Genomic DNA, 14,438 nt, shown 5'->3' with positions numbered 1-14,438 from the left:
TTTGAACAACGCCCAAAACAAATACAGCTTTCAGCGCACGATAGCCATCATTGGCGTATTGCTTTTTATCGGCAAACTGGTGGCGTGGCAGCTGACCAATTCCGATGCCATCTTCTCCGATGCGATGGAGAGCATTGTCAATATCATTGCGGCATTTATGGGCTTGTATTCGCTGTATCTCGCTTCTAAACCCAAAGACCACGACCATCCTTATGGTCACGGCAAAGTGGAGTTTATCACGGCGGGCATAGAGGGCGCACTGATTATTTTTGCCGGGATTTTGATTATCGTGCAGTCGGTGAGTTCCTTGCTGGAGGGCAATGAGTTGCATCAGTTGGATTGGGGGATTGGCATTGTGGCGGCTACGGCGGTGGCCAACTACATTATGGGCTATATTTCCTACCAAAAAGGCAAGCGCGAAAATTCCCTCGTGCTGATGAGCTCTGGCAAACACCTCCAAAGCGATACTTTGACCACATTGGGCGTAGTGGTCAGCTTGGTTTTGGTTTACATCACTAAAATTGACTGGTTAGATGCGGCGGTGGCTTTGGTTTTTGGCGCTTATATTATGGTGGTGGGTTACAAAATTGTCCGCCAGGCGCTCAGTGGTATTATGGACGAAAAAGATGAAGCGCTCTTCAGCGAAATTGTGCAAGTGTTGCAAGACCATCGGCATAAGGAATGGATTGATATTCATAATATGAAGGTGCAACAGTTCGGCGCCCATCTCCACATTGATGCCCATATGACGCTGCCTTATTATTACACGCTAAGGGAGGCGCATCAGCAAATGGAAAAAGCCATCAAACTCCTATTATCCCACACGGAGCGCACGGTGGAGTTTAACTTTCATATGGATGATTGTAAGCCTTTTTCTTGCGAAATTTGCGAAATGGATTGTCCGTTTCGGAGCAAAGCTTTTGTGAAATCCGTAGTCTGGACCGCAGAAAATGCCGCTCAAGTGAATAAACACTGCCTCAACGCTTAAGGCTTTTGGCTTTTGAGGAGGAATTTTCGGTAATAAAACAGCGGAATAATTAGCAACAGCACCAATGGCTGAATCACAAAACGCCTAACATAAAACCCAAATAATAGCCCCCAACTGAACTCGGTGGAGACACAATATAAATAAATCGGAAAGGTGATGCCGAATACCAATAAGATTAAAACGCAGCCTTGGAGTGTCCACGCTTTATTATGAAATAAAAATTGGATAATCACCGCCGAAAACAAGAGGTTGAGCGCCATTCTCAAAAGGTGGCTCCAGATGAGCGGCATCCATTCATAATAGGGGAAAGTTTTTATGGCTTCTATACCTTTAAAATAGGATAAAAAAGGGTCGTAGAACCATTGCCTTTCAAAGAGTCGCACGCTCACCAACCCCGCTATACCGAGGACAACCATAAGTCCGCTAAGCCACTTTTTCATTTTTCAAAACAAAAAATTTAATCCAAATAATCCAGAGCAAAACCACACCGCCATAGATCACGGCAGGGAACACATAATCGTGGGCATAGTTGATATATTCAGGGGCTTCCACCGCCACAATATTGATGCCGACAATACGCAACACATTCACGATATGAAGCGCTACCAGCCCTACCAAAACGAAGACAAAAGTCTTCGCCCCTTGATAAAAAGCAAAGATGAACGCCGCAAATAATATCATCACAGAAATGGCATTGCAGCCCTCTACCATACGGGAGACATAGTCGCCATTCATATAATACCAAGTGGTTTTGTACTCGGGTTGCGGCACTATTTTAGAAATATAACCCATCTGATTTTGCACCGAGGTACATTGCTGAGCCACAAGCGTAGAAAAACCATCTAAACCCTCTTGACTATTCAGGTAGAGTTGGTAAAGCCCCAAGAGCGCCAGATAAATCAGAATAAACCGAACTAAAATCTTTAAAACAGGCTTAAAATCTTCAAACATTTTGCAAAGTTAATGTTTTTTATGAAAAAATCCGCCATCTTCAAACAAAGGTCTAAAGTGTGTGAAAAATCAAAAATAGAAAATTAAAACAGCTGAGGTTCAGGAGGTTGCTCATAGCCGTAGTCAATTTCTAAATTGGAGGAAGCTGCAGCGGCAACCGCCAATTGGTCGCAGCGCTCGTTTTCTGGATGTCCGTTGTGCCCTTTTATCCAGTGGAAATGTGGTTGGTGGCGTTGGTACAGTGGCATAAAGCGCTTCCAGAGGTCAGGATTTTTTACATTTTTATACGCTTTTTTCACCCAATTGTAGATCCATTTTTTGTTGATGGCATCGGCAACATATTTACTATCGGTGTAGATGTGAACCTCGTGTCCATCGCTATTGATCTTCTCCAAAGCCACGATCACTGCCAAAAGCTCCATACGGTTATTGGTGGTTTTTCTAAAGCCTTGGGCCAAGGTTTTTTCGTAATGCTTATCGGCAACGCGCATCAGCACACCGTAGCCACCTTTGCCAGGGTTGCCACTACAAGCGCCATCGGTATAAATATCAATCTTCATTTAGAACGGCATTTCCTCATCCGAATCGAGGGATTCATCATTCATTGCGGAGCCCATCACCTGCGGATTGGCAGGCACTCCAAAGGCATCATTAGGGTTGATGGAAGTTTTAATCATCCCAAAACCACTCGGGGTATGGTTAGTCGTATTGTTAAAATCCGAGAAACTCAACGAGGTATCCAAATCTCCAAATTTGGCAATTTCTTTTTGGAACGAAAGCCGCACTTCGCCAGTAGCACCATTACGGTGTTTTGCGAGGATAATCTCGGCTTGGTTGGTGGTTGATGTTTTTGGTTCTTCTTCATCATTATCCCAAAATTCAATTTTATAATACTCAGGACGGAAGATAAAGGACACAATATCCGCATCTTGCTCTATGGCGCCAGATTCCCTTAAATCCGACAACTGGGGGCGTTTGTTGGGGCGTGTTTCCACCGTTCTGGAAAGCTGAGACAAGGCAATAATCGGAATGTTTAATTCCTTCGCAATGGCTTTTAATGAACGGGAGATGGTGGAAATTTCTTGCTCTCTGGTACCACCTTTCCCTGAGCTGGCGGTCATCAGCTGGAGGTAATCCACCATAATGATTTTAACGCCGTGCTGCATCACCAAACGCCGTGCTTTGGCTCTAAAATCAAAAATGGAGAGGGCGGGGGTTTCATCGATGAAGAGCGGTGCATTCTCCAACGCGGCAACATTATTAAAGAGGCGTTGCCACTCATCATCGGTCATTTGTCCTTTTCTCAATTTTTCGGAAGAAATCCCCGTTTCGGAAGATATCATTCTGGTAATGAGTTGTATAGAAGCCATCTCTAACGAGAATACGGCAATGGGCGTTTGTTGTGCCACGGCAATATTTCTCGCCATAGAGAGGATAAATGCGGTTTTACCCATACCTGGACGCGCCGCAATGATGATGAGGTCTGAGTTTTGCCAGCCTCCCGTTTCTTTATCCAAAAGCGAAAATCCAGAAGGAATACCCGAAAGTCCTTCTTTATCCTTTAGAGATTTTATTTTCTCTATCGCCTCACTCACCAAAGCGCTGGCGGTATCAAAGCCTTTTTTTATCGTTCCGTTGGTAATATCAAAAAATTCTTGTTCGGCGCGGTCCAAAAGTTCAAAAACATCGGTAGATTCTTTGTAAGAATTGTCAATAACCCCTGCCGATACGCTGATAAGGCGCCTTAAAATGTACTTTTCTAAAATCACGCGCGCGTGGTATTCTATGTGTGCCGAAGAGCTGACCGTGGTGGTGAGGTCAATGATATAAGCATCGCCACCTGCCAAGTTGAGTTTCTCTTGGCGCTTGAGCTCTTGGATCACCGTCATCATATCTATCGGTTTATTCTCCGAAAATAGTTGGATGATGGCTCTATAAATTTCCTGATGTCTGGGATCGTAGAACACATCAGGAACCAAGAGGTCGTAAGTATCATCTAACGCCTTCTTATCGATGAGAAAAGAACCGATAACCAACCGCTCCAAATCTACGGCGTTAGGGGGCATTTTGCCCTGAGAAATAGAAAGTTGCTGAACTAAATTATCGTTATTTAATGATGATGTTTCTCTCTGTACCATACAGCAAAGATAACCCTTTTAAAGTAGAGAAAAAACGAATGTTAAAAAATCGTGTAAAAATATTGTAAGGTGTTGATATATAGCAAGCAATTAAGTTTTGATGAATGTTGATAACTGTCAATAAAAAACCTCTCTTAAAAAATTGAAACTCAAAATCTTAAAAGAGGTTTTTATCGGTAAAAATGCCGTTTAGGGTTATGAGACCACCTCGGCATCTATGGTTTTAATGTTTCTTTGGCGCTCCTCCCATTCCGAATAAGCGTGGAGTTCCTCCATCAGCATCGGCATAGCCAAGGCAATCAGCGCAATATCATCTAATGCCCCAATCACGGGAATCCAGTCGGGTAGAATATCTATCGGCGAGATGATGTACGCCACGACCAGCGCAGGAACCAAAATATTTTTGGTTTTTGGTTTGTATTGTTTTTTCATAATGGCTTTTACCATTCTTACCAGCGTGGGCAGCTTGCCGATAAATCCTCTGTGTTTTACTACTTCTTTAAATAATGTGAATTTAGATGCCATTGTTTTTTCTATTTGATTGGTTACAAAGCCCATTTTGCAAAATCTATTCCAAAAAAATTATGGCGCCAAGCTGGTGATGAGCTGATGCACCGCTTCGGCATTCCAATCATTGGCACCATCATCTTTCTGAGCGATGTATCCCATTTTGTCAATGATGAAAGTGGTGGGAAAGACTTTGGGCAGCAACTTCTCCGAAATGGGGCTCTGAGCGATGTAAACGGGCGCAGTATAATGGTTTTCTGCCAAAAATTTCTTTACGCTTTCTTCCTCATCTTGCATCGCGATGAGGATAAAGGCAGCGTTGTTTTTTTGTTGGTCATAAAGTTTTTGGATGGAGCCCCATTCCGCGCGACACGGCGGACACCAACTGCCCCAAAAGTTGAGAAACACCACTTGGTTTTTAAAATCTTTAAGATTCGCATCAGGAACATTGATGCCTTTCAGCGTGATGTCGTAATCCTCATCAGAGAGCTTAATGTCGTTTTTTAATTTCTCAATGCTCGGTTTCATCAATAACTGGCTGCGCACGAAATCCCCAAACTTTGGAAATAAGAAAACTGCTAACAATAAGCCTGTTAAGATGAGAAAAAGGGTATTTTTTTTAAGAAAATTCATCTGTTTTTTCGTTTTTTTATGGTAATAATGATGAGGTTGGGTTTATAACAAATCCAAAATTTCTTTAATGGTATCTTTGCCTCTATTTTTGGCGTAATATACTTGTAAATCGTTATAAAACTGGTCTTTAGGATATTCTTCAGGATTGGCTTTATAGCGATGAAACAGCGCTGTGCCATGGGCAGGGCGAGGCCCCCAAGTATTCACCACTTGGTCGTTTTCATCTAAAATTAAAACCTTAGGAATAGACCTGCCGCCGTTGGTTAAAAATTGATCTATCAGCGTGGTATCGCTATCTCTGTAGAAAATCCGAAGTTCATTTCTGCCTTTAAAAAACTCGGCTAAAACAGGTACAGACTGGCTGGCATCTCCACACCAACCCTCGGAAATGATGAGGATTTTACCTTTGAAATTTTTCTCTTCTAATGTTTTTAAATCCTCAGGTGCTGGTTTATAAACTTTAAGCATTCGGTTCATCCGCTGCAGCCCTAACTCATAATAAGGCTTTTGCTGGCGGTCTTCTTCCGTTTGCGGGTTTGTGATTTTTTCTTCAGTGTCTTTCAGGTAAGTTTCAAAAGAAACAGCTTGGTTCCAATATTTTTCTATCATAATTTTCTGGTTTTGTTAATTAAAAATAAATCGGCTAATATAAATGCGGTAAGGTTTTCCACGATAGGAACCGCTCTGGGGAGCACGCAAGGATCGTGTCTGCCTTTGCCCTCCACAATCACGGAATTGCCGTGCTGGTCTACACTTTCTTGAGGTCTGAGGATGGTGGCAATAGGTTTAAAAGCAACCCGAAAATAAACATCCATACCGTTAGAAATACCGCCTTGGATACCACCAGAGAGGTTGGTTTTGGTGGTAAAATCAGGGTTGAATAAATCGTTGTGTTCCTGTCCTGTCATTTTGGCACCACAGAAGCCAGAGCCGTACTCAAAGCCTTTAGCAGCGTTGATGTTGAGCATCGCGTGGGCTAATTCAGCTTGGAGTTTTCCAAAAACGGGCTCGCCTATACCCACTGGCAGATTTTTAACCACGCAAGTGATGGTACCACCGATGGTATTGCCCTCTTTTTTAATGGCTTTTATGCGCTCTATCATCTTCTGGGCGGTGGTTTCATCGGGGCAACGCACAATATTATCATCAATTTTAGAAAAATCTAAATCTTGATAAGGTTTTTCGCAAAAAATATCGCCCACGGAGGACACATACGCGTGGATTTGTACTTCCTTAGGGAGGATAAATTTAGCTAAAGCCCCTGCAGCAACCCAATTGATGGTTTCTCGTGCGGAAGACTTGCCGCCGCCTCTATAATCACGAAAGCCAAATTTTTTATCATAGGTAAAATCGGCGTGGCTGGGGCGGTAGGCTTGGGCTAAATGGTCGTAATCTTTGCTCCGTTGGTTTTCGTTTTCAATGATAAATCCAATGGGCGTTCCTGTGGTTTTGCCCTCAAAAATCCCTGAGAGAAAACGAACGGTATCGCTCTCCTTGCGCTGGGTTACAATGGCGGACTGTCCTGGTTTTCTGCGGTCTAACTGATGTTGTACCGCTTCTAAATCGATGGTGATACCCGCAGGAAAATTGTTGATGATGCCGCCATAAGCCGCGCCATGGCTTTCGCCAAAAGTGGTTAGGGAGAGTAAATGTCCTAATTGATTATGCATACTGCAAATTTACGCGTTTTGGTGGGATAAAAAAATAGAGTGTCAGGTTGATTTTTAACAGCCAATTAGGGCTTCTGGATTTCCGAGATAATGGCTTTTAGCTGTTGTTTTTCCTCGGTGGATAGCGGTTTCCAGATGAAGCCTTGTTTTAAAAGCGAGTCTTGTTTTTGAGGAAAAATTCCTGCCGAAAGGTAGTCATCCAAAGCATCTGGAGAGATGGAAGGCAGTGGCGTTTGGTAGGAAAAAGGGTAGTGTTTTGGCGTATTAAAAGATAAATTTCCTAAGGTAAAGCTTTGATAGTCGGTGCTTTGGTAAACGCTGGGGCAGAGAATTTGAGAAGTTTGCGTTCGCCCGATAAAGGCGCCCACACTAAAACTGGGTACGGCATTAGAAAGTAATTTTGGAAAGCAAAACAAAGGTAAAATAAGCCCTGACATCAAGGCAAAACCCAATAGACTGCGTTTCTTGGTGAGCCACGGCTGCATCAATAATAAAAAACCGACAAAAAAGACTTCTAAAAAGAAACGATATTGCGCAGAGAACGCTAAAACCAAGACACTTTTGACCAAAATAGAACCTACAATAATGGCGATTAGTTTTGATTTTTTAACCCCAGCAAGGAGACATAAAGCGAGAAGACAAAGCACAAACAAGCCGTTGATTTTCCCTTTGATGCCCTCTAAAGTGAGCCAATTTTTGAGGTATTCCCAAACACTAAAATGCTGTATTTCTTGATAAGTATACTGAAAATCATAAGTTTTGAGAATGGCAATTTCCGAAGATTCCTTTAATAATAAGGCGTTGGGCTTCCACGGTACATTAAAATCCATCACTTGCACAGGGAAAATAGGGTAGCCGAAGCACCAGATATTTTTAAAAAAGAAAATGCCCAAAACAAGTGCGCAGCCCAAGTGCTTCCAACCGAGTTGGGCATTAAAGTATAAAGTGTAGAGCGCGACCATAATCGGCAGCCATAATGCGGTCGGTTTTAGAGCGAAAATAAAGGTGGAAAATAACCATAAATTTGCCGTATTTGGGTTTTTATGAAGCACTTCATTAACTAAGATTAAAGCTCCGATAATCACCATTAAATCAGGACTTGGCGACTGTATAAAGAAAAATAAAAAGGGGATAAAAAGGCAATGCTCCCAAGCTTTCTTTTCGATGATATAGAGGAGGTAGCCCACCAATACCACGGAGTTAATTCTAAGGTAAGGATCTAAAAAATGCGAAAACCCCGTTTGAAAAATATGCCACACAGACATCTGCCCCAGCACCAAGTCTAAATTAGAAATCCCTTTGACCAAACCGACCTGACTCAGCCATTGGATGGTGGGCACATAATAGCCAAAATGATCAAAAATAAACGGAAAGCCACTGCCTAAAAATAAAATGATCATCAGCGTGATACCGAAAAACAGCCATTGCCCCTTCAGCGCTCGCCATAATAGCCGGTAGCCTTTATAATAAATGAAAAAAATCCAGCCTAAAATACCGCTGATGATTTCTACCCAATTTCCTAATGGAATGAAGAAGCTGAGCAGTGTCCAGCACAAGGATAACCCTATGATGCCCATAAAAAATACTGCTGAAACACCACACCATAAACGCCCGAAGCCGCGCTCCAACATCAGCCCTATGCCCACCAAAATAGGCAAAATAGAAAATATGGTTAATAATAGCAATAGCATAAACGGCGGTAAAGATAATCATAAATGAAATAAAAACCTCAATTTTATAAGGGGTAGAAGCAAAAGTTTAATGCGAAAGTGCCACCAAAAACACGACAAATTTCCTTATCTTTGCCAAGCGCAATTTTTTAATAAAAAACAGACTATGTTTCGTACACATACTAACGGCGAATTATCGCTCGAGAATTTGAACCAAACGGTAACCCTCTCTGGCTGGGTGCAGACCATTAGAGATAAAGGCTTTGTAATTTGGATAGACCTTCGGGACCGCTACGGCATTACCCAATTGGTATTAGATGAAGAGAGAACGCCCAAAGAATTGATAGAAAAAGCCAAGAAATTAGGGCGAGAGTTTGTCATCCAAGTCACAGGAACGGTGATTGAGAGAAGCAGCAAAAATCCTAAAATTCCGACAGGCGATATAGAAGTGCTGGTAGAGCAATTGCATATCCTTAACGAATCTCAGCTTCCGCCGTTTACCATAGAAGATGAAACCGATGGCGGCGAGGAACTGAGGATGAAATACCGCTATTTAGATATCCGCAGAACGCCCGTTAAAAACAAACTGATATTCCGCAGCCAGATGGCGCAGGAAGTCCGCAACTACCTTTCCAATCAAGGTTTTATAGAAGTGGAAACGCCAGTGCTCATCAAATCAACGCCGGAGGGTGCCCGAGATTTTGTGGTGCCCAGCCGAATGAACGAGGGACAGTTTTACGCCTTGCCACAGTCGCCACAGACCTTTAAGCAACTCCTTATGGTGGGTGGTTTAGATAAATATTTTCAGATTGTAAAATGTTTCCGAGATGAAGACCTCCGCGCCGATAGACAGCCCGAGTTTACCCAAATAGACTGCGAAATGGCGTTTGTGGAGCAAGAAGATATAATGAATGTCTTTGAGGGAATGACGGCACACCTCCTCAAAAAAGTTACAGGAAAAGAATTTGGTGCTTTCCCAAGGATGACCTTTGCCGAGGCGATGAAAAAATATGGTAACGATAAACCAGATATCCGCTTTGGGATGGCGTTTGTGGAGCTTAACGAGGTCGTGAAAGGCAAAGATTTTAAGATTTTTGATGAAGCCGAATTGGTGGTGGGCATCAATGTGGAAGGCTGTGCGTACTATACCAGAAAGCAAATTGACGCACTGATAGATTGGGTAAAACGCCCGCAGATAGGTGCCACAGGAATGGTTTGGGTTAAATATCAGGAAGATGGCATGCTCACATCATCGGTTAATAAATTCTATAGCGAGCAAGATTTACAAGCGATAGCCGCACGCTTTGAGGCGAAACCAGGAGATTTAATGCTCATTATGTCAGGTAAAACCAATACGGTAAGAACGCAGCTTTCCGCTCTAAGGATGGAGCTGGGGAACCAGTTAGGATTGAGAAAACCTGATGAATATGCGCCACTTTGGGTGGTAGACTTTCCGTTGTTAGAATGGGATGAGGAGAGCCAACGCTACCACGCAATGCACCATCCTTTTACCTCGCCAAAGGTGGAAGATTTACCGCTTTTGGATACTAACCCAGGCGAAATCCGCGCTAATGCATACGATTTGGTGCTTAATGGCAACGAGATTGGCGGCGGTTCTATTCGGATTTATGACCGACAGCTGCAAGCCAAAATGTTTGAGTTGTTAGGCTTTACCGAAGAAGAGGCGGAAGCCCAATTCGGATTTTTGATGAATGCCTTTAAATATGGAGCGCCACCTCACGGCGGTTTGGCTTTCGGTTTTGATAGGCTGGTGGCTATTTTAGACGGCAACGAGGTGATTAGAGATTATATAGCCTTCCCGAAAAATAACAGCGGTAGAGATGTGATGATTGATGCGCCAAGCACCATTGCACCAGAACAATTAGAGGAACTTCACCTCAGATTAAAATCTTAGAAAAGATAAAAAGGCTTTCAGTTGATGAAAGCCTTTTTGTTGAAGATGGCGTATGAAAATGTTAGGTTCGGTAAATGGTTCTTGGCTCGGCTTGTGCTTTAGGGTAGATACAAAGTTCCGCAATGGAAACACGGTCGGGCGCGTTAATACAATACGCAATCGCATCGGCAATATCTTCGGGTTTTAGAGCTTCGTAGCCTGTATAGACGGCTTTTGCTTTTTCTTCATCGCCTTTAAATCTCACTTTGGAGAAATCCGTTTCTACGGCGCCAGGTTGTATATTCGTTACCTTGATACCAAAGGCGGTGAGTTCTATTCTCATACCTTCGGAGATCACATCCACCGCTTTTTTAGAAGCGCAGTAGACCACACCATTGGCATAAGTTTGTCTGGCAGCCACGGAAGAAATGTTAACAATATGCCCAGATTTTCGGTGTTTCATTAGGGGAATAATGGCTTTAGACACATAGAGTAGGCCTTTAACATTGCTGTCCATCATCGCATCCCAGTCGGAGGTTAGCCCTTCATCTAAAGGTTCTAAACCGTGGGCATTCCCTGCATTATTGATGAGAATATCAATATTTTGCCAATCTTTGGGAAGGCTTTTTATGGCGTTTTGAACGCTTTCTGCCTCTCGTACATCAAAATTTAAAGTGTAAACGCTGGTGAGTGTAGAGAGCGTTTGGGCGAGATGTTCCAAAATCGAAACTTGTCGCCCACAGAGAATAAGGCGGTAATTTTGAGTCGCTAAAAGTTGTGCCGTAGCCTTACCGATGCCCGAGGTGGCACCCGTGATGAGAACCGTTTTCATGATTGATGTCTTCGTTTAAAGTGGATAATTTTCTTTTTTAAATATTGGTTAAGGTCTTTGTTCTTAACAGTTTGTGTGTTAAACATCAGAATAGGAAACACCACGCCAAAAGCCAAAACCAAGATGATAAAGCCTGCATTGAGCCCATTGTTGATGATGGTAAGGAGTTGCTCTATGCTCAGCGTTTGATTTTTTTTGTGAGACACGAGTTCTAAAATACCCATCATAAAATTGTATCCCAAAGTCCCAGGAATCATATTGATCACGGCAGGAATGGTAAACACAATGGGTGGCGTATGGACTCTATGTGCAAAATAAATTCCTGAAAGTCCCACTGCCGAAGCGCCCAATAAAGAAGCGATAATCAGCTGGTCAGGGAATAAAAAAAGCAAGGCTATGGTTTTAATCCCGAAGCCCAAAGCGCCTAAAAGTGCCACCGCCCAAAGTGCGCGCCTCGGGGTATTGAACAAAATGGCAAAGCCCAACGAAACGAGCACTGCCCAAGCTATTTTTTCTAAAATATCAAATTCCATAAGCCAATTTAAATATAAATATAGACATATAATACCCCACGGCAATCATAAAAATGAGCATAGTCCCCAACGCCGCTTTTGCCCACCCAGAAACGATGTGCCCTTCCAAAAGGTCTAAAAAACCATTGATGAGCGGCACCCCAGGAATCAGCCAGAGCACACACGCTGTCAGCGCTGCATAGCAATCTCCAGCTCCGAGTAAAATGGCAGCCTTAACCACCGATACGGAGGTAAATGCCGAAAATAAAGTCAGCATAAAGATGTTGTAATGTTTCTGATGTAAGAACAACTTCACCCAAAAACCAATACAGCCTGCTATAAAAGCAATGATGAACTCCAAATAAGAACCAGCGAAAATTTTGCAAAGCGCCGCAGTGGCTATTCCAATGCTGAGCATCTTGAGCCAATTGGAGTAGGGCGGTTGTTTTTTTATGGTGCTAAGTCGCTTTTGTATGGTCAGATATGACGGTTGGTGGGCGGCAATATCCCAACTGAGGATGCTAATGGCAGAAATTAAACTAAAATTGATGCCGTGTGCCGTAATGGTTTTCACTAAAGTTTCGGTGGAGGCATCTTCTGGATGGTGGACGGTAAGCACCACGCCAGAGAACGAGAAAAAAACTTCCACTCTGTAGCCGTAAGCTGCGGCAATGCGGAGGACATTTCTTTTGGTTCTGGTAGAGTTAGCCCCGTTAGATATGAGCAACGCCGCCACCTCTACCAGTAGATGAGCCATCTGTTTTATTGGCATATGCTGGGCAACTTTTTTCATCTTTTTAGGCGATAAAAAAAGACAAACTTCAGCATCGTTTGTCTTAATTAAGGTTATTTTTTCTTTTCTTCTTTAGCTTCTGGGAAGCGTGCTTGGGTAAAATCTCTGGATATAGCGGCTTTTTCAAATTTGAGTTTGCCTGCCATCGTTTCTAAGATTACGCCATCTTCAGAAATCTGAGATACACGCCCGTGGATGCCAGAAGTGGTGACCACCATACGCCCAGGTTTTAGGCTTTCTTGAAATTTCTTTTCTTCTTTTTGCTTTTTCATCTGTGGGCGCATCATAAAGAAGTAGAAGAAGACCACCATTCCGCCTATCATCAAGAAGGTTGGGAGCATAGATGGCTGCGCAGGAGCGGCTTGTAGTAAGGTTAAAGTATGCATAAATAATGGTTTTTAAGTTAAAAATTTAATTTCTTTGTGGTTATAAATTATTGAACATCAGCTGTAAAGGTGAGGGTGATGGGTGTTTTTTCGGTATTGGTAAAAACTTGAGCAAATTTGTGCTGTACGCCATTAAAACTCGCAGAATTAAATTTAAGCGTTACCTTCCCTGATTGCCCTGGGAGGATTGGAGTTTTGGTAAAATCTGGAGCGGTACAGCCACAGCCAGGTTTTACATTAGAGATGATGAGCGGTTTATCGCCAGTGTTGGTAATCTCGTAAGTATGCTCCACAATAGCGCCTGATTTTACCACGCCAAAATCAAAATTGGGTTCTGATAAAGCCACGGTGGTTAGCGGTGCTTTTTGGGCTTCTGCCACCATATCATCTACTGGCGTGGGCTCCGCTACGGCTTCTATAGTTTCGGTTTCTACCACTTCAGGTTGTTGCTCTTTTTTGCAAGCCGAAAGGGAAAGGAATCCCAAAGCGACTAAACTGATTTTAATACGATGTTTCATAATCTGTTTTTATTATATGCGGTTGTTGTCCTCGGCGTATTTTCCTAAAATACCATTGATAAAGGTGTGGCTTTTCTCGGTGGAAAATGCTTTGGAAATTTCTATATATTCGTTAATGATAATTTTTGATGGCGTTAGCGGGAAGTGGTCCATCTCTGTAATCCCAGCGATAAGGATGATTTTATCCATCAAAGAAACGCGCTCTATCTCCCAGTTTTGGAGTCTATTTTTAAGTTTTTCTTCCACCTCGTCCCAGTGGGCTATGCCGTTTCTGAGTAGGCGCTCTGCAAAGGCTCTGTCCTCATCATCTTTAATGATTTTGATGAGCGTGTGGCTGGGTTGGTTTTCTTTAATAAAACCGATGGTCTTCTGCACCATAGAGTTCGCGATGTGAAGGTCATCCGTCCAGCTCATTTCCTGTTCTTCTAACAGCTCGTGGAAGGTTTCGTTCTCAGCGATGTATCTTAAAAAGAGTTTTCCTAAGAATTTTTGGTCGGCATCAAAGGAGATTTCATCATTGTTCATAAAATCTTGGTAACGCTTGCCAGCTTTCATCCTTTGGAAGGTTTTGACCAAGAAATCATTATGCAGTTCCCACTTGAGGTTTCTGAATTTAGAGGTTACAGATAAGCGCTCTTGGTTGTTTTCTATATTTTCTAAAACCTGATTTCGGATGAATTTTTGGTTGGGGTTGAGGTCTTCCTCGGTTTTGAGAAATTTCTCTTTGTTGATTTCTATTTGGTGCTCAGCAAGTTGTTTTAGGGCGACCAAAAAATTGAGTTCATAGATGTAGAGATGGTATATTTTTTCAATTTCTGAAAACATTTTTCTCTGTATGGCATCTATACTCATGGGGTTTTGCTGGTAGGCGTATAGATTTTGTATTACTTTTTCTCGGATTTGTCTTCTTCCTAACATTTCAAAGGGCTTTTTCGGTGGCAAATAT

17 protein-coding genes are annotated in these 14,438 nt (G+C 42.7%); 2 read left to right on the top strand and 15 right to left on the bottom strand.

Going from position 1 to position 14,438, the window contains the following annotated elements:
• Position 1 precedes the first annotated feature (1 nt).
• Positions 2–988: a cation diffusion facilitator family transporter gene (locus NYR17_RS08770; RefSeq protein WP_302505335.1), complete on the top strand. Its 987-nt coding sequence runs from the start codon at positions 2–4 to the stop codon at positions 986–988.
• On the opposite strand, the gene NYR17_RS08765 is transcribed toward NYR17_RS08770, so the two are convergent.
• The 9 genes from NYR17_RS08765 to NYR17_RS08725 form a co-directional block, all read right to left on the bottom strand.
• A complete protein-coding gene (locus NYR17_RS08765) occupies positions 985–1,428 on the bottom strand; it encodes an exosortase F system-associated membrane protein (RefSeq protein WP_302505334.1) in 444 nt (147 codons plus the stop codon). The genes NYR17_RS08770 and NYR17_RS08765 overlap by 4 nt on opposite strands.
• Positions 1,412–1,939 carry an exosortase family protein XrtF gene (gene xrtF / locus NYR17_RS08760; protein WP_302505333.1) on the bottom strand — a complete coding sequence of 176 codons (528 nt, stop codon included), beginning with the start codon at positions 1,937–1,939 and terminating at the stop codon, positions 1,412–1,414. The genes NYR17_RS08765 and xrtF overlap by 17 nt, the downstream gene beginning before the upstream one ends.
• 83 nt (positions 1,940–2,022) lie before the next feature.
• Positions 2,023–2,499: a ribonuclease HI gene (rnhA, locus tag NYR17_RS08755; protein ID WP_302505332.1), complete on the bottom strand. Its 477-nt coding sequence runs from the start codon at positions 2,497–2,499 to the stop codon at positions 2,023–2,025.
• Entirely contained in the window at positions 2,500–4,077 is a 1,578-nt protein-coding gene (gene dnaB, locus NYR17_RS08750) for a replicative DNA helicase (RefSeq protein ID WP_302505331.1), read from the bottom strand.
• 195 nt (positions 4,078–4,272) lie between these two features.
• Positions 4,273–4,602, bottom strand: a complete 330-nt coding sequence (locus tag NYR17_RS08745) for a YkvA family protein (RefSeq protein ID WP_302505330.1) — start codon at positions 4,600–4,602, stop codon at positions 4,273–4,275.
• 57 nt (positions 4,603–4,659) lie between these two features.
• Positions 4,660–5,217 carry a TlpA family protein disulfide reductase gene (locus tag NYR17_RS08740; RefSeq protein WP_302505329.1) on the bottom strand — a complete coding sequence of 186 codons (558 nt, stop codon included), beginning with the start codon at positions 5,215–5,217 and terminating at the stop codon, positions 4,660–4,662.
• Positions 5,218–5,259: 42 nt separating this feature from the next.
• Positions 5,260–5,823: a thioredoxin family protein gene (locus NYR17_RS08735; protein WP_302507053.1), complete on the bottom strand. Its 564-nt coding sequence runs from the start codon at positions 5,821–5,823 to the stop codon at positions 5,260–5,262.
• Entirely contained in the window at positions 5,823–6,887 is a 1,065-nt protein-coding gene (aroC, locus tag NYR17_RS08730; RefSeq protein WP_302505328.1) for a chorismate synthase, read from the bottom strand. Before aroC ends, NYR17_RS08735 begins: the two co-directional genes overlap by 1 nt.
• A gap of 65 nt (positions 6,888–6,952) precedes the next feature.
• Positions 6,953–8,578 carry an LIC_10190 family membrane protein gene (locus NYR17_RS08725; RefSeq protein ID WP_302505327.1) on the bottom strand — a complete coding sequence of 542 codons (1,626 nt, stop codon included), beginning with the start codon at positions 8,576–8,578 and terminating at the stop codon, positions 6,953–6,955.
• A 145-nt stretch (positions 8,579–8,723) separates the two neighbouring features.
• Here NYR17_RS08725 and aspS point away from each other — a divergent pair, with 145 nt between their 5' ends.
• Complete coding sequence (aspS, locus tag NYR17_RS08720) at positions 8,724–10,472, top strand: aspartate--tRNA ligase (protein ID WP_302505326.1); 1,749 nt, start codon at positions 8,724–8,726, stop codon at positions 10,470–10,472.
• Positions 10,473–10,533: 61 nt separating this feature from the next.
• On the opposite strand, the gene NYR17_RS08715 is transcribed toward aspS, so the two are convergent.
• Genes NYR17_RS08715 through nusB form a run of 6 tightly spaced genes read right to left on the bottom strand, consistent with a single transcriptional unit; the run spans position 10,534 to position 14,410 of the window.
• Entirely contained in the window at positions 10,534–11,283 is a 750-nt protein-coding gene (locus tag NYR17_RS08715; RefSeq protein WP_302505325.1) for an SDR family NAD(P)-dependent oxidoreductase, read from the bottom strand.
• The gene (locus NYR17_RS08710) at positions 11,280–11,816 is read right to left on the bottom strand and encodes a threonine/serine exporter family protein (RefSeq protein ID WP_302505324.1); all 537 of its coding nucleotides are present in this window, start codon (positions 11,814–11,816) and stop codon (positions 11,280–11,282) included. Before NYR17_RS08710 ends, NYR17_RS08715 begins: the two co-directional genes overlap by 4 nt.
• Positions 11,806–12,588, bottom strand: a complete 783-nt coding sequence (locus NYR17_RS08705) for a threonine/serine ThrE exporter family protein (protein WP_302505323.1) — start codon at positions 12,586–12,588, stop codon at positions 11,806–11,808. Before NYR17_RS08705 ends, NYR17_RS08710 begins: the two co-directional genes overlap by 11 nt.
• Positions 12,589–12,641: 53 nt before the next feature.
• Positions 12,642–12,974 carry a preprotein translocase subunit YajC gene (gene yajC, locus NYR17_RS08700; RefSeq protein WP_302505322.1) on the bottom strand — a complete coding sequence of 111 codons (333 nt, stop codon included), beginning with the start codon at positions 12,972–12,974 and terminating at the stop codon, positions 12,642–12,644.
• Positions 12,975–13,021: 47 nt separating this feature from the next.
• Positions 13,022–13,492, bottom strand: a complete 471-nt coding sequence (locus tag NYR17_RS08695; RefSeq protein WP_302505321.1) for a DUF1573 domain-containing protein — start codon at positions 13,490–13,492, stop codon at positions 13,022–13,024.
• 12 nt (positions 13,493–13,504) lie between these two features.
• A complete protein-coding gene (gene nusB, locus NYR17_RS08690; protein ID WP_302505320.1) occupies positions 13,505–14,410 on the bottom strand; it encodes a transcription antitermination factor NusB in 906 nt (301 codons plus the stop codon).
• Between the last annotated feature and the right edge of the window lie 28 nt (positions 14,411–14,438).

The sequence above is a fragment of the Riemerella columbina genome (genome assembly GCF_030517065.1).
Lineage (GTDB): Bacteria > Bacteroidota > Bacteroidia > Flavobacteriales > Weeksellaceae > Riemerella > Riemerella columbina_A.
This window is presented reverse-complemented; position numbering and strand designations above follow the sequence as displayed.